The following is a 26,613-nucleotide window of genomic DNA, read 5'->3' on the forward strand; positions in this document are numbered from 1 at the left end:
TCAGTACAGCTCCTCGAAGATCTTGCGCACGCGGGCCGCGTCGAGCGGCACGTAGTTGTTGCGCATGAGGCGGGCCTGCGTGGTCATCACGCGGTCCGTGAACTCGGGCAGATCCTCGCGGGTCACGCCGTACTCGTGCAGCGCCTTCTTCGGCAGCAGCTGGTCGATGAGCCTCTCCAGCTCGTCGTACACGTCGGCCACGTCGCAGCCGAGCAGTCCGGCGAGCACGCCGTTGAGCTTCGCGATCTCGCCGTCCGGCTTGATCTCCATGTAGTTGCGCAGCACGCCGGTGAACATCGCGTAGTTCGATTCGCCGTGCGGCACATGGTACTTGCCGCCCAGCTGGTAGCTCAGCGCGTGCACGGCCGCGCAGCCGCCCGTGTCGAAGCTGATGCCCGCATAGTCGGAGGCGATGAGGAAGTCGGTCATCAGCTCGTTGCGCTTCACACGGCGCTTGTCGACATCGCCCTCCGGGCCGCCGGCCTCGACGATCGCCTGATAGCCGCCTACGATCATGCGCATCGCCTCATAGCCGAACAGGCGCGTGTACGGGGTCGCGTTCGGGGAGAGCGTGGATTCGACCGAATGCACGAGCGCGTCGAGCGAGCTGGTCATGAACACGTGGTCGGGCAGACCGTACAGGAGTTCGGGGATGAGCACCGCATGGTCGGCGAACATCTCCGGGCCGGCGATGCCCGCCTTGCAGCCGAGACGCGTGCGGTTGATGGCCGCGATCTCCGTGACCTCGCTGCCCGTGCCGCACGTGGTGGGCACGAGCACGAGTCCCACCGTGCGTTTGAAGTCGGGCAGATGATCGATGACCTCATCGATCGACGCGCCGCCCGCCACGGCCACGATCTTCGACATGTCCATGACGGCACCGCCGCCGATTGCGACGATTCGGTCATAATCGAACGCCTTCGCGTCCTCGATGATCGCGTCGATCATCACGTCGGTCGGCTCCTGGTTACCGTACTTGTCGACGAGCAGCACGTGCGCGCCGTTGAGATGGGGCTCGAGGAACGCGTCGTGAATCATGCCGATGGTGACGACCAGGTCGCGCGGGCCGAGCCCGAACTCCTTGGCGAACTCCTCGAGTGTGTCGAACTGGTGGATGTCCTTCGGGCCTACGGTGAGCATCTTCATGGATGTGCCTGCCTTTCCTTTGCGTGCCGTATGTGTCCGGTTATGTCCGGTGCGTCGTGGTCTGCGCGAACCGCCCCGCTGGCGCGTGATGGTAATGCCGTGACGTATCGGCCATGTTGCGGTGGGGCGTCGTGCCGGGGGCTGGATTGCGGTTCCGGCACGACGCCCCGCGGTTCCAGTCGACGCCGGTGCCGGTGTTAGTTGCCGGCGTCGGCGTCGCCATAGGCGGTATAGGCGTCGACGCTCGGATCGTAGGCGTCGGTCGTCGGCCCGGTCGCGCCGATGAGCCACGGTTCCGCGAAATCCAGCATGGTGAGATCCAACATGGTCGGCTCCTTTCCGAAGGTGGTTGCCTTGGTGGGGCCCAGTATGCCGGCGGGGGATTGGCGCATGCTCCGAGGAAGATGAAGGACTCCCGGCAATCCTGTGAAGGAACGGCGCTCGCGGATCCGTCGTCCGGTTCCGAAGCAAGCTACCCCGGTTCTCTCCGTGGTTTTCTGAGCTGCTGTCCCATTATCGCGATGTGCCGTGGCGGGCAGCACGCTACGGGGAACCGATGCTGGGATACGCGAATGTGTATGATTTGGCAGGCTATGTGCATGGTTCAGAGGGCAATATGCATGGTCGAAGCGTGGAAGTGCATGGTTTCGGAGGCAACCTGTAGTTGGAAACGACCAACCTGCATGGTGTCCTTTTGAAAGCGACCTGCAGGGCGAATCCTTGGTTTTGCGAAAACCTCGGAATTCCGCCGAATTGATATCGCGGCAATGTCATGGATTCGCGTTCTTCACGGCATGGCCGTGCACGTTCGGCCTCTGATCGTGCACGTTGCCGCCGGAACCATACACGTTGCCGGTTGAGCCATGCACGTTGCCATCCGAACCATGCACATTCGCCTTGAGACTCCGGAACGGTCGCCTGGGCCGCCTATTTGCGTGCGTCCAGTCCATGGCTGGAAAACCTGCGGCGGCGTCAGCGGAAGCTGATGCCGCCCTTGTGTCCGGTCGCCTTGAACGGCATCGCGCGCCTGCCGGATTTCGCCACGCCGCGGGCGTTCGCATTGACGGAGGACTGCCGGGCTTTGCCGTCGGCGTGCTTCGGCTCGTTCCAGGGCTGTCCGTCATGCCGCGGCGGCTTCGGCCATCCGGATGTGTTGTTAGGGATGCTCATGTTTGCCAGTGTAATGGTACGGTGCCGGTATTTCGGGAACGGGGTTTATTCTCGTTTCAGGGATTGTTCGTGACCGTGGAATCCGCTGACGACGTGAGCTGAATGCTCACAAGAACAAGGAGATAGCCATGACAGCGATGTTGCGGGATGCCGTGTACGGGCAGGCGGTGGGGGACGCGCTCGGCGTGCCCTACTAGTTCAGGAGGCGCGGCAGCTTCCACGCGGAAGATATGACCGGTCACGGCACGCACGATCAGCCGGCCGGCACATGGAGCGACGACACGAGCATGGCGCTCGCTGTCTGCGATTCGATCCGTGCGGACGACGGGCGCATCGACGTGGGCGACATGCGCGCTCGGTTCGAGGACTGGTATCGGCATGACGCGTACACGGTCGACGGCCTGTTCGACATCGGCAACACCACGGTCGAGGCGCTGGTGACAGGCCGCGGCTGCGACGGCGAGTGGGACAACGGCAACGGTTCGCTGATGCGCACGATTCCGCTCGCGTTCACCGGTGCGACCGACGACGAGATCCGTGCGGTAAGCGCGATCACGCACGCCCATCCGACGAGCATGGACGCCTGCGTGCGTTTGGTCGCGTTCGCGCGGTTGCTGATCGCCGGCCGTAAGCCGGTCCAGGCGTTGGCGGAGGTGCAGCCGGTGCGCGCCGACGTGGCGTCGCTGCCGGAGACGGAGATCCGTTCCGGCGGGTACGTGCTGGATACGCTGCTCGCCGCGATCTGGTGCCTGCTCACCACGGACTCGTATGCGGCATGCGTGCTGAAGGCCGTGAACCTCGGTTCGGATACCGACACCACGGCCGCCGTGGCCGGAGGTCTTGCCGGCATCGTCTACGGCGTGGACGGAATCCCCGCCGACTGGATGGCGGCATTGCGCGGCAAGCAGGTCATCGAGCGGTGTCTGTTCTGATCGGTGGGTGGAAGGATCGTCGCTGCAAGATGGCGTAGCCTTCGGATTCAAGCAGTTTCGCGAGCGCAAGGGCGTATTCCGCTCGTGCGATTCTGCGAGACCTGTCGTCGACGGAGGACGTCGGCCATGTCAGCAGGTCGAACCGTGCGGCCTGCGTGGAACCGGATGGTGGGTGCGACAGGTCGATGGTGATGTAACGTCCATCCTCCGTCGGAGTGATGGCGGCTTTCCTTTTCGACGAGCGGTGCCGGGGAGCATCGTCGACAGGCGCCGTCGAGGGCGACGGCGCCTTGCCGGCGAGGTAAGCCATGCCCGACATCGGGAGCACGTCGGTAGGGTTGAGGTTCGTCGGATCGGCCGATCCCAGTACGATGGAGCACTGCGCGCCGAGCGGAACCGTATGCCGCGCCGTGCAACGGTACAGTCCGTCGCCGGTTTCGACGAGGTCGCTCACGTCGGTCAACGTCCGCACCATATCCGACAGATTCCTCCGCATACCGGCACCGTGGTCGTACCAATCGAGTACGCCCGGGTACAGGCCCGCCAGATTACGCAGCCATGCCTCGCTTTTGCGTGCGATGGTCGGCCTGCTGATTCCGTAGGAGCCGCCGAAACCGTCGTCAAGGCAGAACGCCTGCATCCAGAACCGGAGCGCGGAATACGAGACTCGGCAGACGAATCGCGTATCATCCTCGCCGTGCATGCGGGGGATCCCGAGATCGCCTGCCATGGTTCTCAACAGATCACCGGCCATTGCGGCCCCGTTCGATGCGTGCCAGCAATTCTTTGACGAATGGGGGTTCCTTGCCGTCGATGCGGATGGCTCGTGCCTGCTCCATACCGAAGGCGGCATAGGTCTGCAGGGCGAGATGGGCGGACGTCCACCGTCGACCATCTCCGGGAATCGGGAACCGGGCGGAGATGGCTGCCGGAAGCATCAACGAGGACAACGGCAGCGACGTGTGCTCCCGCATGGCGGTGGCGGTGTCGAACGCCATCTGCCATTTGGTTTCAGAACGATGGAAAGCGCTCGCGAACCGCTGCATGGTCGTCGGTGTGGCCGGCAGCTTGACATACCGTTCGGTCGGCAGATAGAACACGTGATCCCAGACTTCGGCGGCGACGAGCCGCAGATTGCCGTATGCGCCGATCGGCAGGATGATCGTCGATTCGGAATGGAGCCGTGACAGTGCGAATAGCAGACTCTCGTTCACCGTGTCGAAGACGTTGTCCAAGACCAGCACGCCGTCGCCCGTATCCGACAGCAGACGATCCAACGCTCGGGCGTCGTTCCAATCAGCCGGAACCGTCGCATGACGGGCCGGTTCGCCACGCATCGCATAGGACAGGGCGTTGGCCAGATCCGCCGCGAACGTGGAATCCACGGCCAGAAGCCGTGCCGGCGACAGCATGATCCCGCAGGCGCTCGCCAACTCGTTCGGAGACTCCCTGGGCTTGCTTGTGTCAACGATGCCGGAGGCACGCAGATTGTTCGACAACACGCGTGTGAATCGTTCCTCACTATACTGCGCCGGAATCTTCGGGTAGGTGATTGCCGACAGGAGATAAGTTTCATTGTTGACGGTGCTGGAGGCATTGGCGCCCGCGGCTGGAGTGCTGGCGGAATGCTCCGACGTGACTGATCCCAACACGGCCTTCAGACCGAGCCGCAGCGCGACATCCTCATCCAGACGATCTAACACGGTCTTCCGCTGCTGTTCAAGTTCGGCCAGCTTGGATTCTTGTTGTTCGTGGATACCGGTAAGCGCTGCACGAGCATTCTCCAGCTCCCGATTTGCTTCATCGACTTCAGCCTGCAATGGCGATATGAGATTGCCAAGCCGCTCATAAGACTCGGAACGGGAGCGAATGCTTTCTTCCAATTGTGTGAGCTCACCCTGCTTGAGTTGGATTCGCTGTTCGAGCGCCTTCTGCTTCATGGCGATTTCACCGTTAAGAGCTGCGATTCGTTTGTTTCGTTCTTCTTCCCACTCGGATAGGACCTCTTGGCGACATGCCGCTATGCAAGCGCGTTTGAAGGCGCCATCGCTGGCGAGAGTGTCTTTCACGAGATGGGCCATCTGATTGTCGTCATATATGAAGCGAGCGATGGTTGTTCGTAAACGTTGTATATCCACGGGCGACAACAGGGAATCGAATTCGTTGAGACGTTCAGGCGCCTGAAATGCTTCTTTGATGGTTTCGACCAGTCGCTGCTCGTCGGTTCCAGGAGCAAAAGCTCGGACATTGTCCACATACCATCGCATGTAATGCAAGGCATACCTTGATAGCGGTTGGACAAGTACTTTGTTCTTTACGCGTGGCAGAGAGATATTGGTGTATATGGCGCGCCTATATCCGATGTCCGACGGATTCTCTGGAAGATGGGTGACGTCATTGATGCTCAGTCTGTATCGGTTGGCACCCAGAGCGGCGGTGAATTTCAACCGGATACGGTTGCCGGAATAATCCAAATCATCTCTGTTCAACAGGACGGTGTCGAGCTTGCCATTCTGCTCTGCATAGATGACAAGGACATGTCTCGTGGGTTTTCCTGAATAGTCCCACCCATGCTGGAGATTATCGCGGAGTTCTTGCAAACTATTAGCCGGACTGTTGATTACCTCATAGAATTCTGGAACGGAATCGTATGGGTGCGTGTACGGATTCCGTATTAATGGGAGCTCAGGCTTATCCGCATTCGGTTTCCAGTGAACGAAGAGAAAATCTTCTTCCTTGTCATAAAGGGTGTCAAGGGTATCCTTGTGATACAACGTTTTGGGGTCGTTTGGATCTGTTTGCTTTGCCCGCTTGGCATTGCGGTCATCACGATATGTCCAAGTGAACGATTCATCGCCATTGAGATTCTTCCGATAATCAAGAAGCCGGGTCAGGGTGATGATATGACCGCTCTTGTCACGTTTTGCCATGCAGACGGAGGCATGGGTGAATTCGGAATCGTTGATCCAGGGCATGATTACATCCTTTCCCTGAGTTGTGCGATGGCGGTGCTTTGCGAGTGCGGTTGCGCGAGCTGTGGGATGCCTAGCCGTCGGCGAGCTATTCGGGCGCCGCCGCTCAGAGGCAGGGGAGAGGTGCCGGTGGCGTCGCCGGGAACGTCATTCCTCGATGGGGTCGTGCCGGGCGTGTCGGGAGCGCCGATTGTGTCCGACGCGCCCGTATCCGCAGCGGAATCATCCGACGTTTCTTCGATACCGTTCTTATCTTCGGTCTGTCTCCATTCGTCGTACGGATGCAGATCGTCCGGATAGTTGGGGCCGATATACGCCGTGCTCCATGGCATGCGCTTGGTCGGTTTGAAGAACACGCAGTAGGAGTCGTTCTCTTCGGTGATGTCGGGCTTGTCGAATCCGAGCAGCCCTACGGCGCGTGCCCGCGGATCCTTCGGCAGGAATCGTTGCGAGACGATACGGTCCGGCATCGGTTCGTCCCCGGTCTGATACGGCGCGCGATACGTGGGGGTCGACCATCGGAACAATGGTTCGTCCACGCCCCAGGAGCGTAGGGACGGCGGCCACAAAAGCTGCGCCGAACAGTCGTAGTCCGATATGAAGTAGCCGAAGGCGCCGAGCCAGTTGTTGGCTTTGTCCAGACGCGCCGACGAGGCGCCGATGCGCACCTCATACACGAGGAGCGGCCCATCGTCGACGACGCCCCTGCTGTTCGTGAAGTCGAAGTAGCTGCCGAGATTCTTGAGACGTCGTTCGCTTCCGATGATGTAATAGTCGACGCCGGTCTGCAATGCGGAACGTTCCGGCAGCCTGCGTCCGCCGTTGCCTCCGAACGCGCTGGAGAACACCATCAGGTCGTCGTGCGGTTGCGGGCACCCCACATGGCGTCGCCACCGTTTCGGAATGACGATGCGCGTCTCCGGATCACGCTCAGGCTTCGGGAGTCTGATGGTGTTCGAACGTTTCGTAAGCAGTTCGCGCATGGGGTAGTCGACGCCGTCGACCGTCACGACGTCCGTATCCGTCAGCTTGCGCAGCATGTGTTGCAGCCCGCGTCGGCGTAGCGAGAACTCGATGTGGAACCGATTGCCTCCACGCTTGTCACGACGTAGGAACATGAGCAGTGACGGTACCCTGTCGTCCTGCTCGACGGCCGAATCCGGGTGGTATTGTTCGCAGAGCTGCGCCCATTTGTCGTTTTTGAGATGACTGAAATACGGGGATTTCGTGCGACGGTTGCCTTTGCCGCGTGCGCCCGACTGACGTTTGTGATCATACTTGGGGCCCATGGCTCCGGGGATGAGTGGACGCCTGCAGTACGGGCAGTTGAACCGGATGGAGGAGGGCGGGTCCCCGAACCGGTCGTTCACGTCTTGCGCGGTGACGAGTGTGGGCGCGGCAGTCTGCACCATCATCACCGCACTGTCCACCATGGCGTCCTCGTCTCCTCATCGCGATCCGAACCAGTTCATCTCACTTTACCGGAGCGTCGTGCGAGACCGATGGAATACCCGGCACGTGTCGGGCAAGACGGACGTGCGATGGCGGCTACACTGAGACGTTATGTCTGCTAAATGTCTGCTAATGGAATGATCGACAACCGTTCCTCGCTGGTGAAGGACGATCTGGTGCGCACCATCCGCAAGGGAGGCCGTATAAAAGAGCGCCTGCTGAGCTTCGACGAACCCACCCGGTTCATCTTCAGCCATTCCGCACTGCGTGAAGGCTGGGACAATCCGAACGTGTTCCAGATATGCACGCTCAAACATTCCGACTCCGAAACCGGCAAACGGCAGGAGGTCGGCCGTGGTCTGCGCCTGTGCGTCAACAAGGAAGGCGTGCGCCAGGACTCGAACGTGCTTCGTAAGGACGAGGTGCAGGAGGTCAACCTGCTCACCATCATCGCCTCCGAAAGCTACGAGACGTTCGCCCAATCCCTCCAGAGCGACATGAGGAACGAACTGCGCGAGCGCACGATCAGCATCGACAACGCGTTCTTCACACACGTCGCCGTGCCCGCCGAAAAACTCGGACCGGAGCACGCGGGGGAGAGGACCATCACGTTCACAGCCAAGGAGTCAAGCGACATCTACTTCACGCTGGTGCAATGCGGTCTGATCGACAGGGATGGCAAACTCACCGACGTCTACCGCAACGTGCGACTCAACGAGTGCGCCGTCGCGACACTGCCCGAAACATTACGGGGCAAAGCCGACGCCATCCGATACACGCTTGACGGCGTGCTCGAAGGCACCACGACCGTCGCCATCGGCAACGCCCTGCAAGCGAAGATCACCCGCAACCCGCTGAACGCGAACTGGGAGAAACGCGAATTCCAAGAGCTTTGGAAGCGCATCAACCACAAATACGCGTACACCGTGCACTTCGACGATGACGAGCTCATCGAGAAATCCGTCAAGGAGATCAACGACAAACTCGTCGTCGCCAAGCTTTCCTACACGGTCACGCGAGGTATGCAGAAACACGAGGCCACACGCGAGGCGATCGCCGACGGCACGCATTTCACGCGCGACCGCAGTGACTCCGTCGACCTGAATGTGGACGCATCCAACGGCGTCACCTACGATCTGCTTGGAGAAATCGCACACGGCGCATCCATCACACGACGTTGCGTGGCCGCCATCCTCAAACGCATCCGCGGTGACAAATTCCGCATGTTCCGTGACAACCCCGAGCAGTTCATCGCCAAAACGGCCAGGCTCATCGTCGGGCAGAAGGCCACGATGATCGTGGATCATATCTGCTATGACCGCATCGAAGGTGACTATGATGCGAGCATCTTCACCGCCGGTACCACCGCACGTGAGGAGAAGGACGCCTACAGGGCCAGCAAATGCGTGCAGGATTGGGTCTTCCCAGACGGGTTCGCGCATGACAGCGTCGAACGCCGATTCGCCGAAAGCCTCGACACCGCCGGCGAGGTCGCCGTCTACGCGAAACTACCGCGCGGATTCCGCATCCCCACACCAGTCGGCGACTACGCTCCCGACTGGGCCGTGGCCTTCCGTGAAGACAGCGGGCTCAAACACCTGTTCTTCGTGGTCGAGACCAAGGGCGATTTGAGCAGTCTCGACCTGCGTGGAGTGGAGAACGGAAAAATCGCGTGCGCGAAGACCCTGTTCAACGAGCTGAAACTCGCCGGCGACGTGCGTTACGAAGACGCTGACTCATATAGCACGTTGCTCGACAAGGTCAAGGCGTTGCAATAGGCGCAAGACGGGGCGCCACAAGAGTCGATACGGCTTATTGTGGCATCCCGTCCCCCGTAGTCGTCATGCGCGTCGAAGGCGATTATCAGACGTTTTGCTGGTGCGGATTCGCGGAAGCATTGGAGACGGGGCGCTCTGTGGCATCGAATGTGTATGGCTCAGTCTCGGATGTGTATGGTTCTGGCATGAACGTGTATGGTTTCTGGGGCTTCCTGTACCTCGAATCGGGCAACCTGCATGGTATGCCGCTGAAGAAGACTGGTCGAGAGGCGAATGAGCGGCAGGGTATTGTCTTGAAATCCTTGGAATTCCGCCGTTATTGCTGGACATCCGTCGGCATGATTCGCGGGTCTTCACGAGGGCGTCGTACACGTTCGCCTCCGAATCATGCACGTTCGCCCCGAAATCCTGCACAACCACTCCGTAACCGTACACGTTCCTCTCCAAACCATGCACATTCGCCCCGACACCATGCACGTTCGCCCTGAGGGCCTTACACTTTGAACCAGTACGACCTGCGGCACCGAATCCGCCGCGGGCGGACAGCGTCAAGGAGTGGAACCAATGGACACGGACATGCACACCGACACCAGCACATCGCCAAACGTCACAGACCCCACCACCACAACCCCCATCACCATCGCCGGCATGACCGAACTGGTGCATGAGGCCGCGCGCCGCTACGTGCTCGCGGATTCCTCGGCCGACGCGCGCGAACGCATCACGGTCAAGGGCGTGGCCGACTTCGTCACCGAGGTCGACATGGGCGTGCAGTCCTTCCTCAAGACCGCGCTCGCCGACCGTTGGCCGCATGTCGCGTTCCTCGGCGAGGAGAACGGCGAACAGCATGTGGACTTCACCGGCCTCACCTGGGTGCTCGACCCGATCGACGGCACCACGAATCTCATCCACGACTTCCGTCACAGCGCCATCTCGCTCGCCCTGCTCGACGGCGACCGGACCGTCAAGGCCGTCGTATACCAGCCGTTCAGCGGCGAGACGTTCACCGCCGAAGCGGACCGCGGAGCCTATCTCGACGGCCGGCCCATCCACGTGTCCGGCGAGACCGACATGGCGAGATCGCTCGTCAACGTGGGCACGTCGCCCTACCATCACGAGCTCGCGGCACGCAATTTCGAGATCATGCGCCGCGTGTTCGTCGACTCGGCCGACATTCGCCGCACCGGCTCCGCCGCGCTCGACCTCGCCTATGTGGCGTGCGGTCGCGCCGACGCCTACTTCGAGATGGACATCAAGCTGTGGGATTACGCGGCCGGCCGACTGCTCGTCACCGAGGCGGGCGGCATGGTCGGCGACTGGGAGGGCCATGACCTCGGCCATCGGCTCGAGACCGGCGTGCTCGCAGGCACGCCCGCCATCTTCGCCGCGCTGCGTGACCGTTATCTCGCATGATGCGTGATCGACGTCTCACGTGACGTGAGACGGGCGCGACGGGACCGCCCCGCGTCACGCGCACATCGCGTCACGTCACGCCCACCTCACGCCCGCCTCACATCACGCGGAACGAATCCCCATGCTGGTTCAGGTTGAGCCCCGCGTGCCGCAGCTTCTTATCCAGCGTGTACAGCGCATTGCGGATCAGGTCCTCTCCGGCGAAGTACCGGCCGAGGCCGCGTTGCAGATCGTCCAAGCCCACGAACCGCCCGTTCGCCTTCACCAACGCCTCCAGCACGTCGTATTCGAGACGGGAAAGCGGCATCGGCCGGTGCGTGCTCGCGAAATACGCTTTGCGGTTCGCAAGGTCCAGCGTCAAGTCGCCGCGGATGATCATCGATTGTGCGCCGAGCCCGTTCGACTCGCGCGACAGCATCTCCACGTAGGCGAGCAGTTCCGTGTCGGAGAACGGCATGCGCAACGTCGCGTCGGGGGAGTGCTCGGGCGTGGGGGAGGAGGTCGTCGCCAGCAGCAACGATCTGATGTGCGGCGTCACGGAGGACGCCGTGGCGAGCGCCTGCGGCGTGTCGACGATGACCGCGTCGAACGGCGCGTTCTCGTCGTCGCGCATCGCGTCCGTCACCGCCGAACCGAACGTGCCGGCCAACGCCGGCTCCACCGTGGTCACGACGTGACCGGCGCGTTCGAGCGTATCCGTGATCGCGCGGGACAGGGCCACGCCTTCCACCGCCACAAGCAGTTTCATGATTGTCGCCTCCTGCGCCACAAGTGTAGTAGCACCGCAGCGGTGCCGGTGCGGCTGAGTGGCTGCCCGGCGTCCCCCTCAGTCCCGCTTCGCGGGCCAGCTCCCCCTGAAGGGGCGCAATCGGGAGATACCACGAACGTCACGGCGGAGCGTCACGCAGCTCCCGCCAGCGGGCGCAATCGGATGCGTCACTCCTGCACCGGCCGCAGCGTGTCCGGGTAGCGCCTGCGCGCCAGCGCCACGGTGAGCGCGGCCATCGCCAAACCGAACCCCACGGCCAGCACCGGCGCGCCGCCAAGCGGCAGACGCAGGCACAGGCCGACGAACCCGGTCACCAGCACCGGCGACACCAGCATGCCGACGGTCATCCCCAAAGCGCCGCCGCCGATGACGAGCAGCATCTCCTCGAGTGCGAACGCGGTCGTCAACGGCGCGACGAGCGTGAACAGCACATCGGGGATCGGCAGGGTGCCGTGCGCCGTCATCAGCCCGCACCATGCGAGGTACGCCATGATTAGCAACGTCATCGTCTCGGCGACCGCCATCGGCAGCAGGCTCTTCGCCAGGCAATACGTGAGCATCGGCCTGCCGGAGCAGCGGAACAGCTCCATGGTGCCGTCGCCCGCATGCTCGCCGCCGGCGGCGTTGGCCGATTCGGAGAACATCGACTTGTTGGCGTCCAGCGTGTGCAGCGTGCTGTACGTGGCGGACCAGCCGGTCATCGGCGCGCATATGATCGCGAACATCAGCCCGTCGGAGATGCCGGCGTCGTTGCCGCCGCCCGGCGTCGACGTCAGGAACGCGACCATCAGCAGCATCGTCGTGAGGAACAGGGCGAACGTGCCCCAGCAGAACGGGGACGTGCGGAAGATCCGCCAATCACGCCACAGTATCGCCTTCATCGTGTCTCCTTTCCCTCCGCCGGGTTCGCGTGCAGTCCGAAGTCGACGTGGTCGCGTTCGCGTCCGAGCGTCACCGCATTCCGGAACGTGCTCTCATCGGAGAAACCGGCGACCATGCAATCCCTGACGATCCGCTTGTCGTCGAGGACGACGACGCGGTCGGCCACCTGGCGGCAGTAGTCGAGGTCGTGCGTGATGGTGAGGATCGTGCGGCCGTCCGCCTTGAGCTGCCGCATCAGGTCGATGAGCAGCTGGCGGGTGATCGGGTCCACCGCGTTCGTCGGCTCGTCGAGCAGGATGAGTTTCGGGTCGAGCAGCAGTCCCGCCATGAGCCCCGCGCGTTTGCGCAGTCCGGTGGACAGCTCCTTCGCTTTCTTGTCGAGATGGTCCTGCAGTTCGAACGCGCGCACCATCGGCAGCGTGTCGAGATGCTCGAGGTCAATCGGATGCGGATTCTCGCAAGTGGCGTAGAGCATCGCGCGGAATCTGAGGTTCTCGCGTATCGTCATGTTCATCGCGAGATTGCCGGATTCGGTCAGTTGGAACACGTCGCGCATCGAATGGAACACGTCCGCGTTGATCGCGGCGGAACCCCGCCATGGGCGCAGCAGTCCGGTGACGAGCGAGAACAGCGTGGTCTTGCCCGCGCCGTTGTAGCCGAGGATGCCGAGCGACTGGCCTTCCGGCACGTCCAGATCGACGTGTTCGAGCACCGGCTTGTTGCGTTTGTATCCGAACGTCAGGTCCCGCACGCGGATGGCGAGGGGAGCGGTGGGAACGGCGGCGTCCGATGCGTCGTCCGCGATGCCGTGGTCGAGTGTGTTCGTGGTCATGAATATCGCCTTTCCGTGGGAGACGAGTTGGTACAGGTATGTCGCGGCGACGATCGGCAGCGGCGTGAGCGCCGCCGCCACGCCCTGCCCGCCTTCGACGAGCGGGCGCAGCGACGGGATGAGCGACGTCGGGACGGTCGCGAGCAGCAGCGACAGTACGGCGGGCGGCAGCAGCGCGGTGACGAGTTGCGCCACGGGGTACCGCCACGTCGACTGGCCGCCCGCGCGCAACGCCGCGATGACGCCTTCCGCCGCGTCGTCAAGGAACGCATCCACGGTCAACGGCGCGAGTCCCACGCCGATGATGGCGAACGCGCACCGGTACAACGGCGATGCGAGTCTCGTCGTCAGATCCGTTCCGGCGATGAGCGCGATGATCGTCGCCGAACCGATGACGGTGAGGCCGATGACGAGCAGTTTCGCCGGATCGTGCCGCAACTGGATGAGATTCTTATAGAGAACCGCGTGCATATGCGCCTCGATGATGAAGTGAGAGTGGATTTCGGGCAGGCTCACGCAAGGGCCCGATGATGAAGGACGTGGGGGATCGGCCCCTCGTCAGAGGGAGGCCGATTAATGGCCGCTATCGTCCTGCGACGATGGCGCGGAGGGCGGCGACATGGGAATGGAACGCGGCTTCGCCCTTCGTGGTGAGCTTCACCCACGTGACCTTGTACGCCTTGCCGCCGTCTCCGGCGCGCTTATCGAGCGTGACGTAACCGTGGTCGGCGAGCGTCTTCAGATGCTTCGAACAGGTGGCGTCGCTCACGCCGATCGTGTCGCGCAACGTGTCGAACCGGACCGTGCCGTAGGTGTCGAGCAGCCCGCAGATGCGCAGGCGCACCGGCGCATGGATGACCTCGTTGAACACCGGTTCCGGGGCGTTCGCGTCATGCGCTTCAGACACGGTCATGACGCTTCTCCGATTCGTGTGAACCCGTTCCGGCGGGGCGTGGCCCCACGCATCAGCCGTATGTATTCGTCGAAATACCGCAAGTAGGTCACGGCGGACAGCAGCGCGCACAAGGGGATGCCGATCAGGGCCGGCCACCAGGATGCGCAGAACAGGCCGAGCAGCAGCATGCCGCCAGGGACGACCGCCCAACTGCAGGTGACGAAGACGATGAACGCCGTGCGGTACCCGCCATCCCGCAGCGCATGCGGGGCTGGGGAGAGCTGCCGGCGGTTCCACATGCCGATGCCGGTGACGCGTTGCGCGCGGGCCATCAGCGCCGCATAGCCGCCTACGATCAGTATGGCGACGATGACGTAGATCCACACGTCGATGATGGTGAACTCGCCGTGCCCGGCGAGCAGCGCCCATCCGATGAACCAGTACAGTCCGGCGTTCGCCAGTCCGAGGATGCCTCCGATCAGCGTGTTCGGAATCCTTGTGCCTGCATCCAATCGATTCGCGACGTTGTTGCGGTCCAGATCCAATGCGTCGAGCGATGCCATCGCATCCATGACGTCCGGCGGCGTGCCGGTGGCCGCGATGTGTTCCGGCCGCGTCATGCCGGACATGGCCGTTTCGTCGATGCGGTCGTTCTTCTCGCCATTCGGTTCCGTCATGATGACCCCCTTCGTGTAAACGGCGATGCGGGACGGGAGGTCGAAGCGGCGCGCCGTATCCGAGCGGGTATGACGAACGCCCAAACCTCTTTCCGTTATGGAAAACAATATCACTTTCCAATGCGGAAACAAGTTTGGGCGAGGTGTGTCGGATGAACGTTTGGCAAACCCCGGGGCGCGCCGTGACGTGGCCCCCTCTGACGAGGGGGCTGTCGGCGTAGCCGACTGGGGGAGAGATGGCCTACGGCCGCCGTCTTCTCTCCCCTCCGTCCGCCGTTGGCGGCCACCTCCCTCGTCAGAGGGAGGCGATGCCGTCCCGAATCAGCCGACGAAGGCGATGGCGGCGGCGAGGTCGGTGCCGGAGCCATCGCGGCGCATGTCCGGCTTCGGCAGGTCGACCGGAGCGCCCGAATCGGTGGAGGCGTTGAGCGGATACGCGCCCACGTAGGCGGCGATCAGCGTGTTCTGACCCTTGAGGAACCGCTGCGAGCGTACGCCGCCCGTCGCACGGCCCTTCGTCGGGTACATCTCCAGCGGCGTCACCTTCGCCGAACCGTTCTCCGTGCCGGGCAGCGCCTCCTCGTCGCCGGCCACGGTGAGCACCACCGCGCCGGACGCGGACGCCAGCCCGTTCTCGCCCTCCTCATACGTCCACGCGACCTTGCCGGCGGGCACCACGGCGAATGCGAGCACGCGCGCCCCCGCGGCCAGACGGATGCCGGCCATGCCGCCGGCCGTGCGACCCTGCGGACGCACGTTCTTCGCTTCGAACGTGAGCAGCGACGCGTCGGACGCGACGAACACGATGCGGTCCTCGTCCGCGGCGGGCGCGGCGGCCAGCACTTCGTCGCCGTCCTTCAGGTCGATGACCTGCCACGAGTCCATCGTGGTCGGCGCCTCGCGGTTCCAACGCTTCACGACGCCGCCGCGCGTGCCGATCGCGAGCGGCGGCAGCGTGCCGCCCTCCTCGGCCGGTTCCATCGCGAACGCGGCGACCACATGCTCGCCGTCCACCGGGTCGGTGCTTTCGGTCATGCCGATCAGCTCGTCCGCCTTCACGCCGCCGGCCACGCCCAGCGTTTCCGAGGCGGGCAGCGAGGGCAGATCCACCGCGTGCGCGAGCACGAGACGGCCCGCGGACGTGACCAGTCCAAACGTGGAGCGCGTGGTCGTCGGGAAGATCGCGTGGATCTGGTCGTCCTTCACGCGCTTGTCCGAAGCGGACCGGGCGGCGTACACGTCCATCGCGCTCGGCGTGGTGCGCGCGATTAGACCGGTCGCGCTCAGCATCACCACGCACGGCTCGTCGTCGATCTGCAGTGCGGCCGCGACCGGGGCCTCCTCGCCCGCCTTCTTCGCGGCGGCCGTGGCAGCGGCCACGTCGGCGGCGACCGACGAGACGGTGGCCGCGTCGCGCGCCGCCTGCAGCGCCTCGCGCGAGACCGAGGAATCGTCGCCCTTCGCGACGACCGGCGCGAGCGATCCGTCCGGGCCCTCGTCGAGCAGCACGGTGCGGCGCGGCGTCCCGTACTTCGCGACGGTCTCGTCCATCTCGCGCACGACGACGCGGTCCAGTTCGGCCGCCGAGGCGAGAATGCGCTCCAGCTCCTCGATGCGCTTCTTCAGGTCGTCGCGCTCCGCCTCCAGTTCGATGCGGCTCATGCGCGTGAGCCTGCGCAGACGCAGGTCGAGGATGTACTGCGCCTGCACCTCGTCCAGGTCGAACACGGCCATCAGCCGGCTCTTCGCCGTGTCCGCGTCGTCGGAGGTGCGGATCACTTGGATCACCTCGTCGATGTCCACCATGGCGAGCAGCAGGCCCTCCACCAGGTGCAGGCGCTCCAACGCCTTCCTGCGGCGGAACTCGCTGCGGCGGCGCACCACCACGCGGCGATGCTCAACCCACACCTGAAGCAGCTCCCTCAATCCCATCGTGTGCGGACGGCCGTCGACCAGCGCCACGTTGTTGATGGTGAAGTTGTCCTGCAGCGGCGTGTGCTTGAACAGCTGGGCGAGCACCGCGTTCGGCTCGTAGCCGGTCTTGATCTCGATGACGATGCGCGTGCCGTTGTGACGGTCGGTCAGGTCGATGGCGCTGGTGATGCCCTCCAGCTTGCGGTTCTTCACGCCCTCCGAGATGCGTTCGAGCACGCGCTCCGGGCCCACCATGAACGGCAGTTCGGTCACGACGATCGCCTTCTTGCGGGCGGTCACGTTCTCGATGTGCGTCTTCGAACGGGTGGTGAGCGTGCCGCGGCCCGTCTCGTACGCCTCGCGGATGCCGCCGCGGCCGATCACGATGCCGCCGCCCGGCCAGTCCGGTCCGGGCACGTAGTGCATGAGCTCCTCGAGCGTCGCGTCCGGATGCGCCATCAGATGCTTCGCCGCGGCGACCACCTCGCCGAGGTTGTGCGTGGCCATGTTCGTCGCCATGCCCACGGCGATGCCCGAGCCGCCGTTGACCAGCAGGTTCGGGATGGCCGACGGCAGCACCGTCGGCTCCTTGAGCTTGTTGTCGTAGTTCGGCGTGAAGTCGACCGTGTCCTCGTCGATGTCGGCGTTCATCGCCAGCGCCGCCGGGCCGAGACGCGCCTCCGTGTAACGGGAGGCGGCCGGGCCGTCGTCGAGCGAACCGAAGTTGCCATGGCCGTCCACGAGCGGGAGCCTCATCGCGAACGGCTGGGCGAGGCGCACCATCGCCTCGTAGATCGCGGAGTCGCCGTGCGGGTGCAGCTTGCCCATCACCTCGCCGACCACGCGCGCCGACTTCATGTACGGACGGTCCGGCGTGAGGTTCATCTGGCCCATCTGGTAGATGATGCGCCGCTGCACGGGCTTCAGGCCGTCACGCGCGTCCGGCAGCGCACGCGCGTAGATCACCGAATACGCGTATTCGAGGAACGACTTGCTCATCTCCTCGTTCAACGGCGTTTCGACGATGTGCTCCTTCACCGTGCGCGGATCGTACGCGGCGGCTGCGGACCTGCGGTGTGATGCCATGTGACGGACTCCCTGAAGACGATTGAAAACCCGCAACATACTATCATGCCGCCATCATGCCGCCGTTGCCGCCGGACCGACGCCAGCCGACCGCATCGGACTACTACTATGGGGAGGCATGAGTGTGGAGACGCCTGAGATGGAAGAGCTGCTGCGGTTGACGGACACCGCCCGGTACGGGGACTGGTCGTCCGGCCGGACGCCCGGTCGCGCGACCAGCGACCCGGAGGACGGAACCTCCGTCGCGCCCGGCGTCCGCGGAGGCGCGCTGCACCTGTCCTCCGTGCTGCCGGCCGTCTCCGCGGCGATCGGGCATCCGACGCCCACCCGCGTGCACCAGGATCCGAAGACGCTCCAGACCGCGATCGGCCTGCCTGACGCGCATTCCGCGATCGTCGTGCTCGTGGACGGCCTCGGCTATTGGAACCTCGCCATGCGCCTCGGCCATGCCCCCTACCTGCGCGCGCTCATGCGCGACACCGCCAACCAGCGGCCCATCTCCACGTGCGCGCCGAGCACCACCGTCGCCGCGATGGCCACGTTCGGCACCGGCACCTGCCCGGGGATGACCGGCATGGCCGGCTACACGCAGCTGGAACCGTCGTCGGGGCGTCTCATGCAGCTCATCCAGTTCAAGGACGCGCTCGCGCCCAAGCCCGCCGGCCCCGGCGGCCGGTTCGCGGCGCAGCCGGCCGACCCGATCGTCGACCCGCACGACCTGCAGCGTGAGCCCACCGTGTTCGAGCGCCTCGCCGCCGAAGGCGTGCCCGTCACCAGTTCAGGCCTCGCCAAGTTCAAGGGGTCGCCGCTCACCGAGGCGGCGCTGCGCGGCGGGACCTACGTGTCGGGCGTGACGCCGCGCGACCGCGTGCGCGCCGCCGCGCGGGCCGCCCGCGAACCCGGATTGTCCTATCTGTACATCCGCGACGCCGACAAGGTCGGCCACAACCACGGCTGGGACTCCGAGCAGTGGATCGGCGCGTTCGAGCGCATCGACGCGCAGCTCGCCCTGCTCGCCCGCGAGGCGCCGAAGGGCACGCTCATCGTCATCGTCGCCGATCACGGCATGGTCATGTCGGACGGACGCGAACGCATCGACATCGCCGCCGAACCGGAGCTCGCGCGGGGCGTGCGTCTGGTGGGCGGCGAGCCGCGCGCCCTCATGCTCTACGCCGAGCAGGACGAGAATCCGGAAGACATCGCCGCGAGGTGGCGCGACCGGCTGGGGGAGAAGGCGCTGGTCCGCACGAAGCGCGAGGCCGTCGCCGACGGTCTGTTCGGACCGGTCGACGCGCGCGTCGCACCGATGCTCGGCGACGTGATCGTGCAGGCCGCCGGCCAGGTCACGCTCGTCGACAGCCGCACCCAGTCGGACAAGGCGACCAGACTGCCCAGCGTGCACGGCTCCCAGACTATGCTGGAAATGGACATCCCCTGCCTCATCGACATGGCCTGACGGCCGTCGACAAGACAGGGGATGCATCGCGCGGACGGACGGCGGCGAAGACCACCGGCCGTCACTCGCCGAAGAGGATCTCGTCCCAGCTGGGCACAGCGGAACGGCCTGAACGGCGTCGCGCCGCCTCCGCGCGTTCCGTGCGCGGGCGCTCCTCGCCGGCGGCATTGACGGAACGCGCCGCATCGTCGGACGCCCCCGCCAGCGACGTCTGGCCGTCCGCCGCGCCGGCGTCGGGGGCCGGAGCCGGTTCCGCGTTCGTGCGGAACACGGGGATGTCGTCCGTGGTCGTGGCCATCGGGGAATCGGACTGCTGCGCGGCGGGATCGGGGGACTCCTCCGCTTCCGGGCGCACCGCCGGCAGCGAAGGCGACGGCGGTGCGACGGAAAGACCGTCGGGAGACGTCGCCGGAACCGGAGTCGCGGCCGGCTGCGCGGCGGCCCCGTGGCCCGCTTCCGGTGCGGCTGGCTGCGGACTGGGCTGCCGCGTGACCGCCGGCGCGCCCGCGACGCCGCTCGCCGCGGCGGAGGCGGCCGGCTCCGGACCGACGCCGAGACTCTGCTCGCCGATCAGCTTGCGCGCCGCGGCGTTCAGGCAGACGATGGAATTGTCATGCATGTCCCACGTCCATTCGGCATGCACCTTGCGCCCGGCGGACATGAACCGCGCGACGATGTGCCACGGCTCGTGATGGCGGCGGGTCGCCGACCACGTGAGCGTGTCCCGGTCGACGCGCGCCGCCAGCAGCGTCATGTCGATGATCTCCTCGATCGTGCGCAGACGGGAGCCCTTCGGTGCGGGCACGCGCTTGAACTGCTCGATCGCGTACTGCTTCTCCGTCTGCACCGAGGCGGAGAAGCGGCGCACCAGCGCCTCGGCCAGACCGTAGTGGGCGGCCACCTTCGCCGGGTCGGCGCCGGCGCGGATCAGCTGCTGGATCTGCGAGATCGGCAACGTGTCCATCGTGTGCGGCTGGCGGCGCTTCATCGACTCCGAACGGATCTGCTTGGCCTCGAGCAGGGCCCGCTCCAACGCGTCGTCCACGGTGACGACGAAACGCTCACCACCTGCCTCGAACACCAGGTCGCCGGCGTCGGAGACATGGTCGAGACGGGCCCCCCGAGGCGAATTGTCAGGCATGCGCGCACCACTTTCCTCAAAAACTTGTATCACAATACAGTATGCCCCACGTGTCGAACTTTACGAGTATTTGAAATCGTGTATTCTATGGGCGAGTAAACCAGTCTTCGGGCCCCGCCGGCACGGCGGGCCCCGTGCTACGAAAGGATCGCGATGGCTCAGGATTATGATTCCCCCCGCAACAAGGATGAGGACGAGGAATCGCTGCAGGCTCTCGGAAAGGGCTCGCAGAACTCATCGAGCGACATCGACGACGACGAGAACGCCATTGCCGAGGACTACGAGCTGCCGGGTGCCGACCTGAGCAACGAGGACTCCTCCGTGACGGTCATCCCGATGCAGGGCGACGAGTTCATCTGCTCCGAGTGCTTCCTCGTCAAGCACCGTAGCCAGCTCGCCTACATGACCGACGACGGCCAGCCCGTGTGCCAGGAGTGCGCCGCCTGATGACCTTCGATCCCGCGTACAACGAACCCGAGAACACCGAGGTTCTCGTCAAGGCCGTGAATCCGGACCAGCCGGCCGAACTCGCCCGACTGTTCTACGCCCACGCGGGCGACGCCGGCGCCGATCTGCGCGCCGCCGAGGCGTTCGAGCTGAAGCCGTTCCAGCGGGCCCTCGTGCCGACCGGCGTGGCCATCGCGCTGCCCGCAGGCTACGTGGGACTCGTGCATCCGCGCTCCGGTCTCGCCGCCAAGCAGGGCGTGACCGTGCTCAACGCGCCCGGCACCATCGACGCCGGCTACCGCGGCGAGATCAAGGTGCCGCTTATCAACCTGGACCCGGAGCGCACCGCGCGCTTCGAGGTCGGCGACCGCATCGCGCAGCTCGTCATCCAGCGCTACGTCGAGGCGAGGTTCGTCCCCGCCGAGACGCTGCCGGGATCCGACCGCGCGGAACGGGGCTTCGGCTCCACGGGAGTCGCCTGATACGCGGTAGGATAAACGCGTCGGACGCGTGGAAGACGCGTTAGGATGGAAATCCATACGAGCGAGGGAGGTGCGCCATGGCGGGCGACGATATGGAATTCGATTCCGCACGCAAACTGGGATGCGAGGTCAGCACCGATCCGATCAATCCGCTGCTGCCGATCATGCAGGCGTGCCGCGTGCACCATCCCGGCGAGGACCTGACCATCCTCGAACGCGCGTACCGCCGCGCCGTGATCCAACATTCCGCGCAGCGGCGCAAGTCGGGCGAACCGTACATCATCCATCCGCTCGCCGTCGCGCAGATCCTCGCCGACCTCGGCATGGGGCCGCTCGTCGTGGCCGCCGGCCTGCTGCACGACACGGTGGAGGACACCGACTACACGCTCGACCAGTGCCGTGCCGAGTTCGGTGACACCGTCACCGGCCTCGTGGACGGCGTCACCAAGCTTTCGAAGATGGAATACGGCGACTCGGCGCAGGCCGAGACCATCCGCAAGATGGTCGTCGCGATGAGCCGCGACGTGCGCGTGCTCGTCGTCAAGCTCGCCGACCGCGTGCACAACGCGCGCACCTGGCGCTACGTGAAGACCTCCAGCGCCGTCAAGAAGGCGCACGAGACGCTCGACGTGTACGCGCCGCTCGCCAACCGCCTCGGCATGAACGCCATCAAGACCGAGCTCGAGGAGCTGAGCTTCAAGGTCATCTACCCGAAGATCTACAACGAGATCGTCGTGCTCGTCGCCCGCCGCGCCGGGCAGCGCGACGTGTACCTCAAGCAGATCCTCGCCGAGATCAACGAGGACCTCGACGAGCAGCACATCAAGGCGTACGTGACCGGACGCCCGAAGGACTACTTCTCCATCTACCAGAAGATGATCGTGCGCGGCCACGATTTCGCCAACATCTACGACCTGGTGGGCGTGCGCATCATCGTCGACTCGATCCAGGACTGCTATGCGGCGCTCGGCGCCGTGCACGCGCGGTGGAACCCGGTGCCCGGCCGGTTCAAGGACTACATCGCGATGCCGAAGCTCAACATGTACCAGTCGCTGCACACCACGGTGGTCGGCCCCGGCGGCAAGCCCGTCGAGATCCAGATCCGCACGTGGGACATGCACCGGCGCGCCGAATTCGGCATCGCCGCGCACTGGAAGTACAAGGAGAACGGCCAGGCCGGCCGCGCGCTGAGTTCGCCTGACAAGTCCGACCGCAAGCGCGAGGGTTCCGAGAACCAGGAGCTGAGCGAGGCCGACAACCTCAAGTGGATCCAGCAGCTCGCCGACTGGACCAGCGAGACCCCCGACTCCAACGAGTTCCTCGGCTCGCTCAAGGAGGACCTCGGCTCGGCCGAGGTGTACGTGTTCACGCCGAAGGGCAAGATCATCTCCCTGCCGGCGGCCGCCACCCCCATCGACTTCGCCTACGCGGTGCACACCGAGGTCGGCCACCGCACGATGGGCGCGCGCGTCAACGGGCGTCTCGTCCCTCTCGACACGAAGCTCGAGAACGGCGACACCGTCGAGATCCTCACCTCCAAGTCGGACACGGCCGGCCCGTCGCGCGACTGGCTGAGCTTTGCGAAGAGCCCGAAGGCGCGCAACAAGATCCGCCAGTGGTTCTCCAAGGAGCGCCGCTCCGAGGCGATCGAGGAGGGCCGCGACGAACTGACCCGCGCCATGCGCAAGCGCAGCCTGCCCATCAACACGCTGCTCACGCCGGAGGCGCTGATCGGCGTGGCCGACGAACTCAACTTCCCGAACGCGGACGGCCTGTTCGCCGCCATCGGCGACGGCCAGATCTCCACGCAGAACGTCATCTCGCATCTCGTCAAGGACGCGGGCGCCGACGAGGTCGACGAGGAGATCGAACAGGAGGTCCTGCCGCTCAAGCCCGTCGAGACGCGTCAGAAGACGAACAGCAGCTCCGGCGTGTCCGTCAAGGGCGTCGGCGACGTGTGGGTCAAGCTCGCCCGTTGCTGCATGCCCGTGCCCGGCGACAAGATCATCGGCTTCATCACGCGCAACCAGGGCGTGTCCGTGCACCGCACCGACTGCCAGAACATGATCGACCTGCAGCGCCGCCAGCCCGAACGCGTCGTCGAGGTCGAATGGACGAGCACCAAGGGCGTGTTCATGGTCAAGATCCAGGTGGAGGCGCTCGACCGGCGCAACCTGCTTTCCGACGTGACGCGCGTGCTCTCCGACCACGGCGTGAACATCATCTCCGGCTCGATCTCCACCGGCTCCGACCGCGTGGCCACCAGCCAGTTCAGCTTCGAGATGGCCGACCCGCAGCACCTCAACACCCTGCTCGCCGCCGTGCGCAAGATCGAAGGCGTGTTCGACGTGTACCGCATCACCGGCGCGAAGGACTCCGCCGAGCCGCGCCTGCGCCGCATGCAGTGAGCATGCGGCGGCGCGCCCCGGCGCCGAGGCCGTGATACGCGGCGCGTGTCGGTTCGCGTGTCGCGTGAGGCGCGCGCTATAAGCAACGTCGATTACGGTACCGCGTTGCGCGCGGCAAACGTTTGTATAGTGGCGAAGCGTTGGGAACGGCGAAGGCCGTTCACCGCCGATATGGATGATGAATTGAGAGAGGAAGACATCATGCGCTTCACCAAGTCCGCCGCGGCTGCCCTGGCCGTCGTCGCCGTCGCCGCGCTCGGCCTGTCCGGCTGCGGCAGCTCGTCCACCGCCACCAGCAAGGAGGACGACAAGACCATCACCGTGGCCGCCAGCCCGACCCCGCACGCGGAGATCCTCGACAAGGCCGTCAAGCCGATCGTCGAGAAGGACGGCTACAAGCTCGAGGTCAAGCAGTTCACCGACTACGTGCAGCCGAACACCGCCACCGAGGACGGCGAGGTCGACGCCAACTACTTCCAGCACAAGCCGTACCTCGACAACTTCAACAAGGAGAAGGGCACCCACCTCGTCTCCGTCGAGACCGTGCACTTCGAGCCGTTCGGCCTGTACCCGGGCAAGACCAAGAAGATCGCCGACCTCAAGGACGGCGCCGTCGTGGCCGTCCCGAACGACGCCACCAACGAGGCGCGCGCCCTCCTGCTCCTGCAGGACGCCGGCCTGATCAAGCTCAAGGATCCGGAGGACATCAACGCCACGCCGAAGGACATCACCTCCAACCCGAAGAACCTCCAGTTCAAGGAGCTCGAGGCGGCCGTCGTGCCGACCGTCATCAACGACGTGGACATCGCCGCGCTGAACGGCAACTACGCCATCCAGGCCGGCTTCGACGTCACCAAGGACGCCCTGCAGATCGAGAAGGCCGGAGGCCTGGCCGCCAAGACCTACGCGAACATCCTGGTCGTCAAGAAGGGCAACGAGAACACCGCGAAGACCAAGGAGCTCAAGAAGGCCCTCAACTCCAGCGAGGTCCGCGACTACATCAACAAGAACTACAAGGGCGCGGTCGTCCCGGTCTTCTGATCGGTCTCCAGCCCTTCCGCTAGCATGCCGCACGGTATACGGGTGACGCGTCCGACGCGAATCACCGCCATATCGTGCGGCATCGTGCATATCACGACCACATACGACAGGAACGATCCATGATCCAATTCGACCATCTCAAGAAGAGCTATGGCACCGGCGCGGACGCGCACGAGGTGCTCCACGACATCAACCTGACCATCAACGACGGCGAGGTGTTCGGCTTCCTCGGCTCCTCCGGCGCCGGCAAGTCGACGCTCGTGCGCACCATCAACCTGCTCGAGCGCCCCACCGAAGGCAAGGTCGTCATCGACGGCAAGGACGTCTCGCACGTCACCGGACGCGACCTCGCCGAGCTGCGCACGAAGATCGGCATGATCTTCCAGGACTTCAACCTGTTCCAGCAGCGCACCGTGCTGCGCAACGTCACTTTCCCGCTCGAGCTCGCGCACCGTCCGAAGGCGCAGCGCATCGAACGCGGCAAGCGCCTCCTGCGCCTCGTCGGCCTCGAAGGGTTCGAGGACCGGTATCCGAGTCAGCTGTCCGGCGGTCAGCAGCAGCGCGTCGCCATCGCGCGCGCCCTCGCCAACGAGCCGAAGATCATGCTGTGCGACGAGGCGACCAGCGCCCTCGACTCCACCACCACCGTGCAGATCCTCGACCTGTTGCGCCGCATCAACCGCGAGCTCGGCGTCACGCTCGTCATCATCACGCACTCGCTGTCCGTCGCCCGCAACATCTGCGACCGCGTCGCCATGATCGACGGCGGCTACATCGTCGAGACCGGCGAGACCGCCGAACTGTTCGCGAACCCGCAGAGCGACATCCTCAAGGCGCTCATCGCCAGCGCCGAGGAGCAGAACGGACGCGACGAGGACGAGGACGGCAAGCCGGTCGAGCCGGCCAAGGCCGCCGCGAAGCATGAGGAGGCACGCTGACCATGGGACAGACCATCACCGAATTCATCGCGAACTACGGCGAGCTCATGCTCGAAGGCACCCGCGATACGCTCATCATGACCGCGGGCTCTACGCTGCTCGCCTACGTGATCGGCGTGCCACTCGGCGTGCTCCTCACCATCACCGGTGCCAAGTCCATCTGGCCGAACCGCCCGCTCAACACCGTGCTCGGCTGGATCGTGAACATCGGCCGTTCCATCCCGTTCATCATCCTGCTTGTCGCCATCATCCCGTTCACGCGCCTCATCGTCGGCACGTCGCTCGGCGTCGAAGGCGCGATGGTGCCGCTCGTCATCTCCGCCGCGCCGTTCGTGGCTCGCGTCGTCGAACAGTCGCTCGCCGACGTGGACGGCGGCCTCATCGAGGCCGCGCAGAGCTTCGGCGCGAACAACTGGCAGATCGTCACCAAGGTGCTTCTGTTCGAAAGCCTGCCGTCGCTCGTGCGCGGCGCCGCCATCACGTTCATCAACCTGTTCGGCTACTCGGCGATGGCCGGCACCGTGGGCGCCGGTGGCCTCGGCGACATCGCCATCCGCTACGGCTACCAGCGCTACGAGTACGACGTGATGCTCGTCGCCGTGATCCTGAGCGTCATCCTCGTGCAGGTCATCCAGTCGTTCGGCGACTGGTTCGCCAAGCGCATCGACCACCACGTCCGCTGATTGCGCAGGCGATCGTCCGCGATGCCGTCGGCCCGCGTCCGTCCCCGCATCGGGACGGACGCGGGCCGACGCCGTTCCATGGGTCCGTCCCCGTCGTCT

General features: G+C 64.8%; 23 protein-coding genes. 10 read left to right on the top strand and 13 right to left on the bottom strand.

From position 1 onward, the window contains the following. The 3 genes from AC1AYN_RS02675 to AC1AYN_RS02685 all read right to left on the bottom strand — a co-directional run bounded on the left by AC1AYN_RS02675 (window position 1) and on the right by AC1AYN_RS02685 (window position 2,316). Window positions 1–1,146, bottom strand: a complete 1,146-nt coding sequence (locus AC1AYN_RS02675) for a 4-hydroxybutyrate dehydrogenase (protein WP_476531905.1) — start codon at window positions 1,144–1,146, stop codon at window positions 1–3. 197 nt (window positions 1,147–1,343) lie between these two features. Continuing rightward, window positions 1,344–1,472, bottom strand: a complete 129-nt coding sequence (locus AC1AYN_RS02680; RefSeq protein WP_476501861.1) for a hypothetical protein — start codon at window positions 1,470–1,472, stop codon at window positions 1,344–1,346. Between the two features lie 646 nt (window positions 1,473–2,118). Beyond that, entirely contained in the window at window positions 2,119–2,316 is a 198-nt protein-coding gene (locus tag AC1AYN_RS02685; protein WP_476531907.1) for a hypothetical protein, read from the bottom strand. 230 nt (window positions 2,317–2,546) lie between these two features. Between AC1AYN_RS02685 and AC1AYN_RS02690 the strand changes: the two genes are divergently transcribed. Beyond that, window positions 2,547–3,248, top strand: a complete 702-nt coding sequence (locus tag AC1AYN_RS02690; protein WP_476531908.1) for an ADP-ribosylglycohydrolase family protein — start codon at window positions 2,547–2,549, stop codon at window positions 3,246–3,248. Here the strand turns inward: AC1AYN_RS02690 and AC1AYN_RS02695 are convergent. From AC1AYN_RS02695 to AC1AYN_RS02705, 3 genes are read right to left on the bottom strand one after another with little or no spacing between them, the layout of a single operon-like run. Further along, on the bottom strand, window positions 3,226–4,002 hold the full coding sequence (locus tag AC1AYN_RS02695) for a hypothetical protein (RefSeq protein ID WP_476531910.1): 777 nt from the start codon (window positions 4,000–4,002) through the stop codon (window positions 3,226–3,228). The genes AC1AYN_RS02690 and AC1AYN_RS02695 overlap by 23 nt on opposite strands. Continuing rightward, window positions 3,992–6,223, bottom strand: coding sequence for a hypothetical protein (locus tag AC1AYN_RS02700; RefSeq protein ID WP_476501857.1), 2,232 nt, complete (start codon window positions 6,221–6,223; stop codon window positions 3,992–3,994). Before AC1AYN_RS02700 ends, AC1AYN_RS02695 begins: the two co-directional genes overlap by 11 nt. A 2-nt stretch (window positions 6,224–6,225) precedes the next feature. Continuing rightward, window positions 6,226–7,653, bottom strand: coding sequence for a hypothetical protein (locus AC1AYN_RS02705; RefSeq protein ID WP_476501856.1), 1,428 nt, complete (start codon window positions 7,651–7,653; stop codon window positions 6,226–6,228). A gap of 141 nt (window positions 7,654–7,794) precedes the next feature. Here AC1AYN_RS02705 and AC1AYN_RS02710 point away from each other — a divergent pair, with 141 nt between their 5' ends. Both AC1AYN_RS02710 and AC1AYN_RS02715 read left to right on the top strand, forming a co-directional pair. Further along, window positions 7,795–9,450: a restriction endonuclease gene (locus tag AC1AYN_RS02710; RefSeq protein ID WP_476531912.1), complete on the top strand. Its 1,656-nt coding sequence runs from the start codon at window positions 7,795–7,797 to the stop codon at window positions 9,448–9,450. Between the two features lie 564 nt (window positions 9,451–10,014). Next, window positions 10,015–10,863: an inositol monophosphatase family protein gene (locus AC1AYN_RS02715; RefSeq protein ID WP_476531913.1), complete on the top strand. Its 849-nt coding sequence runs from the start codon at window positions 10,015–10,017 to the stop codon at window positions 10,861–10,863. A gap of 97 nt (window positions 10,864–10,960) precedes the next feature. Here AC1AYN_RS02715 and AC1AYN_RS02720 read toward each other — a convergent pair whose 3' ends face one another. The 6 genes from AC1AYN_RS02720 to AC1AYN_RS02745 all read right to left on the bottom strand — a co-directional run bounded on the left by AC1AYN_RS02720 (window position 10,961) and on the right by AC1AYN_RS02745 (window position 17,918). Further along, a complete protein-coding gene (locus tag AC1AYN_RS02720) occupies window positions 10,961–11,611 on the bottom strand; it encodes a response regulator transcription factor (protein WP_476531915.1) in 651 nt (216 codons plus the stop codon). 188 nt (window positions 11,612–11,799) lie between these two features. Beyond that, complete coding sequence (locus AC1AYN_RS02725) at window positions 11,800–12,513, bottom strand: hypothetical protein (RefSeq protein ID WP_476531917.1); 714 nt, start codon at window positions 12,511–12,513, stop codon at window positions 11,800–11,802. Then, entirely contained in the window at window positions 12,510–13,862 is a 1,353-nt protein-coding gene (locus tag AC1AYN_RS02730; protein WP_476531919.1) for an ATP-binding cassette domain-containing protein, read from the bottom strand. Before AC1AYN_RS02730 ends, AC1AYN_RS02725 begins: the two co-directional genes overlap by 4 nt. A gap of 67 nt (window positions 13,863–13,929) precedes the next feature. Further along, the gene (locus tag AC1AYN_RS02735; RefSeq protein WP_476531920.1) at window positions 13,930–14,259 is read right to left on the bottom strand and encodes a transcriptional regulator; all 330 of its coding nucleotides are present in this window, start codon (window positions 14,257–14,259) and stop codon (window positions 13,930–13,932) included. Further along, window positions 14,256–14,918 (bottom strand): hypothetical protein, encoded by a 663-nt coding sequence (locus AC1AYN_RS02740; RefSeq protein WP_476531921.1) that lies wholly within the window; start codon window positions 14,916–14,918, stop codon window positions 14,256–14,258. Before AC1AYN_RS02740 ends, AC1AYN_RS02735 begins: the two co-directional genes overlap by 4 nt. 321 nt (window positions 14,919–15,239) lie before the next feature. Further along, complete coding sequence (locus AC1AYN_RS02745; RefSeq protein ID WP_476531922.1) at window positions 15,240–17,918, bottom strand: DNA gyrase/topoisomerase IV subunit A; 2,679 nt, start codon at window positions 17,916–17,918, stop codon at window positions 15,240–15,242. 118 nt (window positions 17,919–18,036) lie between these two features. Between AC1AYN_RS02745 and AC1AYN_RS02750 the strand changes: the two genes are divergently transcribed. Beyond that, window positions 18,037–19,374, top strand: a complete 1,338-nt coding sequence (locus tag AC1AYN_RS02750) for an alkaline phosphatase family protein (protein ID WP_476531923.1) — start codon at window positions 18,037–18,039, stop codon at window positions 19,372–19,374. 61 nt (window positions 19,375–19,435) lie between these two features. Here the strand turns inward: AC1AYN_RS02750 and sepH are convergent, their stop codons facing one another. After that, window positions 19,436–20,515 carry a septation protein SepH gene (gene sepH / locus AC1AYN_RS02755; protein WP_476531924.1) on the bottom strand — a complete coding sequence of 360 codons (1,080 nt, stop codon included), beginning with the start codon at window positions 20,513–20,515 and terminating at the stop codon, window positions 19,436–19,438. Between the two features lie 153 nt (window positions 20,516–20,668). Between sepH and AC1AYN_RS02760 the strand changes: the two genes are divergently transcribed. From AC1AYN_RS02760 to AC1AYN_RS02785, 6 genes are all read left to right on the top strand, one after another. Beyond that, window positions 20,669–20,962, top strand: coding sequence for a DUF4193 domain-containing protein (locus tag AC1AYN_RS02760; RefSeq protein WP_034530006.1), 294 nt, complete (start codon window positions 20,669–20,671; stop codon window positions 20,960–20,962). Further along, window positions 20,962–21,444, top strand: a complete 483-nt coding sequence (gene dut / locus AC1AYN_RS02765; RefSeq protein ID WP_476531925.1) for a dUTP diphosphatase — start codon at window positions 20,962–20,964, stop codon at window positions 21,442–21,444. Before AC1AYN_RS02760 ends, dut begins: the two co-directional genes overlap by 1 nt. 77 nt (window positions 21,445–21,521) lie before the next feature. After that, on the top strand, window positions 21,522–23,852 hold the full coding sequence (locus tag AC1AYN_RS02770) for a RelA/SpoT family protein (protein WP_476531926.1): 2,331 nt from the start codon (window positions 21,522–21,524) through the stop codon (window positions 23,850–23,852). Window positions 23,853–24,053: 201 nt separating this feature from the next. Next, on the top strand, window positions 24,054–24,893 hold the full coding sequence (locus AC1AYN_RS02775) for a MetQ/NlpA family ABC transporter substrate-binding protein (protein ID WP_476531927.1): 840 nt from the start codon (window positions 24,054–24,056) through the stop codon (window positions 24,891–24,893). Between the two features lie 119 nt (window positions 24,894–25,012). Then, entirely contained in the window at window positions 25,013–25,831 is an 819-nt protein-coding gene (locus AC1AYN_RS02780) for a methionine ABC transporter ATP-binding protein (protein ID WP_476501842.1), read from the top strand. 2 nt (window positions 25,832–25,833) lie between these two features. After that, window positions 25,834–26,514: a methionine ABC transporter permease gene (locus AC1AYN_RS02785; RefSeq protein WP_476501841.1), complete on the top strand. Its 681-nt coding sequence runs from the start codon at window positions 25,834–25,836 to the stop codon at window positions 26,512–26,514. Window positions 26,515–26,613: the final 99 nt, after the last annotated feature.

The sequence above is a fragment of the Bifidobacterium sp. LH_413 genome, assembly GCF_056357015.1.

Bases quoted from the DNA above. Each gene is read 5' to 3' on its own strand.
- AC1AYN_RS02675 (WP_476531905.1), bottom strand. From the start codon at position 1,146: ATGAAGATGCTCACCGTAGGCCCGAAGGACATCCACCAGTTCGACACA.
- AC1AYN_RS02680 (WP_476501861.1), bottom strand. From the start codon at position 1,472: ATGTTGGATCTCACCATGCTGGATTTCGCGGAACCGTGGCTCATCGGC.
- AC1AYN_RS02685 (WP_476531907.1), bottom strand. From the start codon at position 2,316: ATGAGCATCCCTAACAACACATCCGGATGGCCGAAGCCGCCGCGGCAT.
- AC1AYN_RS02690 (WP_476531908.1), top strand. From the start codon at position 2,547: ATGACCGGTCACGGCACGCACGATCAGCCGGCCGGCACATGGAGCGAC.
- AC1AYN_RS02695 (WP_476531910.1), bottom strand. From the start codon at position 4,002: ATGGCCGGTGATCTGTTGAGAACCATGGCAGGCGATCTCGGGATCCCC.
- AC1AYN_RS02700 (WP_476501857.1), bottom strand. From the start codon at position 6,223: ATGCCCTGGATCAACGATTCCGAATTCACCCATGCCTCCGTCTGCATG.
- AC1AYN_RS02705 (WP_476501856.1), bottom strand. From the start codon at position 7,653: ATGGTGGACAGTGCGGTGATGATGGTGCAGACTGCCGCGCCCACACTC.
- AC1AYN_RS02710 (WP_476531912.1), top strand. From the start codon at position 7,795: ATGTCTGCTAATGGAATGATCGACAACCGTTCCTCGCTGGTGAAGGAC.
- AC1AYN_RS02715 (WP_476531913.1), top strand. From the start codon at position 10,015: ATGGACACGGACATGCACACCGACACCAGCACATCGCCAAACGTCACA.
- AC1AYN_RS02720 (WP_476531915.1), bottom strand. From the start codon at position 11,611: ATGAAACTGCTTGTGGCGGTGGAAGGCGTGGCCCTGTCCCGCGCGATC.
- AC1AYN_RS02725 (WP_476531917.1), bottom strand. From the start codon at position 12,513: ATGAAGGCGATACTGTGGCGTGATTGGCGGATCTTCCGCACGTCCCCG.
- AC1AYN_RS02735 (WP_476531920.1), bottom strand. From the start codon at position 14,259: ATGACCGTGTCTGAAGCGCATGACGCGAACGCCCCGGAACCGGTGTTC.
- AC1AYN_RS02740 (WP_476531921.1), bottom strand. From the start codon at position 14,918: ATGACGGAACCGAATGGCGAGAAGAACGACCGCATCGACGAAACGGCC.
- AC1AYN_RS02745 (WP_476531922.1), bottom strand. From the start codon at position 17,918: ATGGCATCACACCGCAGGTCCGCAGCCGCCGCGTACGATCCGCGCACG.
- AC1AYN_RS02750 (WP_476531923.1), top strand. From the start codon at position 18,037: ATGAGTGTGGAGACGCCTGAGATGGAAGAGCTGCTGCGGTTGACGGAC.
- sepH (WP_476531924.1), bottom strand. From the start codon at position 20,515: ATGCCTGACAATTCGCCTCGGGGGGCCCGTCTCGACCATGTCTCCGAC.
- AC1AYN_RS02760 (WP_034530006.1), top strand. From the start codon at position 20,669: ATGGCTCAGGATTATGATTCCCCCCGCAACAAGGATGAGGACGAGGAA.
- dut (WP_476531925.1), top strand. From the start codon at position 20,962: ATGACCTTCGATCCCGCGTACAACGAACCCGAGAACACCGAGGTTCTC.
- AC1AYN_RS02770 (WP_476531926.1), top strand. From the start codon at position 21,522: ATGGCGGGCGACGATATGGAATTCGATTCCGCACGCAAACTGGGATGC.
- AC1AYN_RS02775 (WP_476531927.1), top strand. From the start codon at position 24,054: ATGCGCTTCACCAAGTCCGCCGCGGCTGCCCTGGCCGTCGTCGCCGTC.
- AC1AYN_RS02780 (WP_476501842.1), top strand. From the start codon at position 25,013: ATGATCCAATTCGACCATCTCAAGAAGAGCTATGGCACCGGCGCGGAC.
- AC1AYN_RS02785 (WP_476501841.1), top strand. From the start codon at position 25,834: ATGGGACAGACCATCACCGAATTCATCGCGAACTACGGCGAGCTCATG.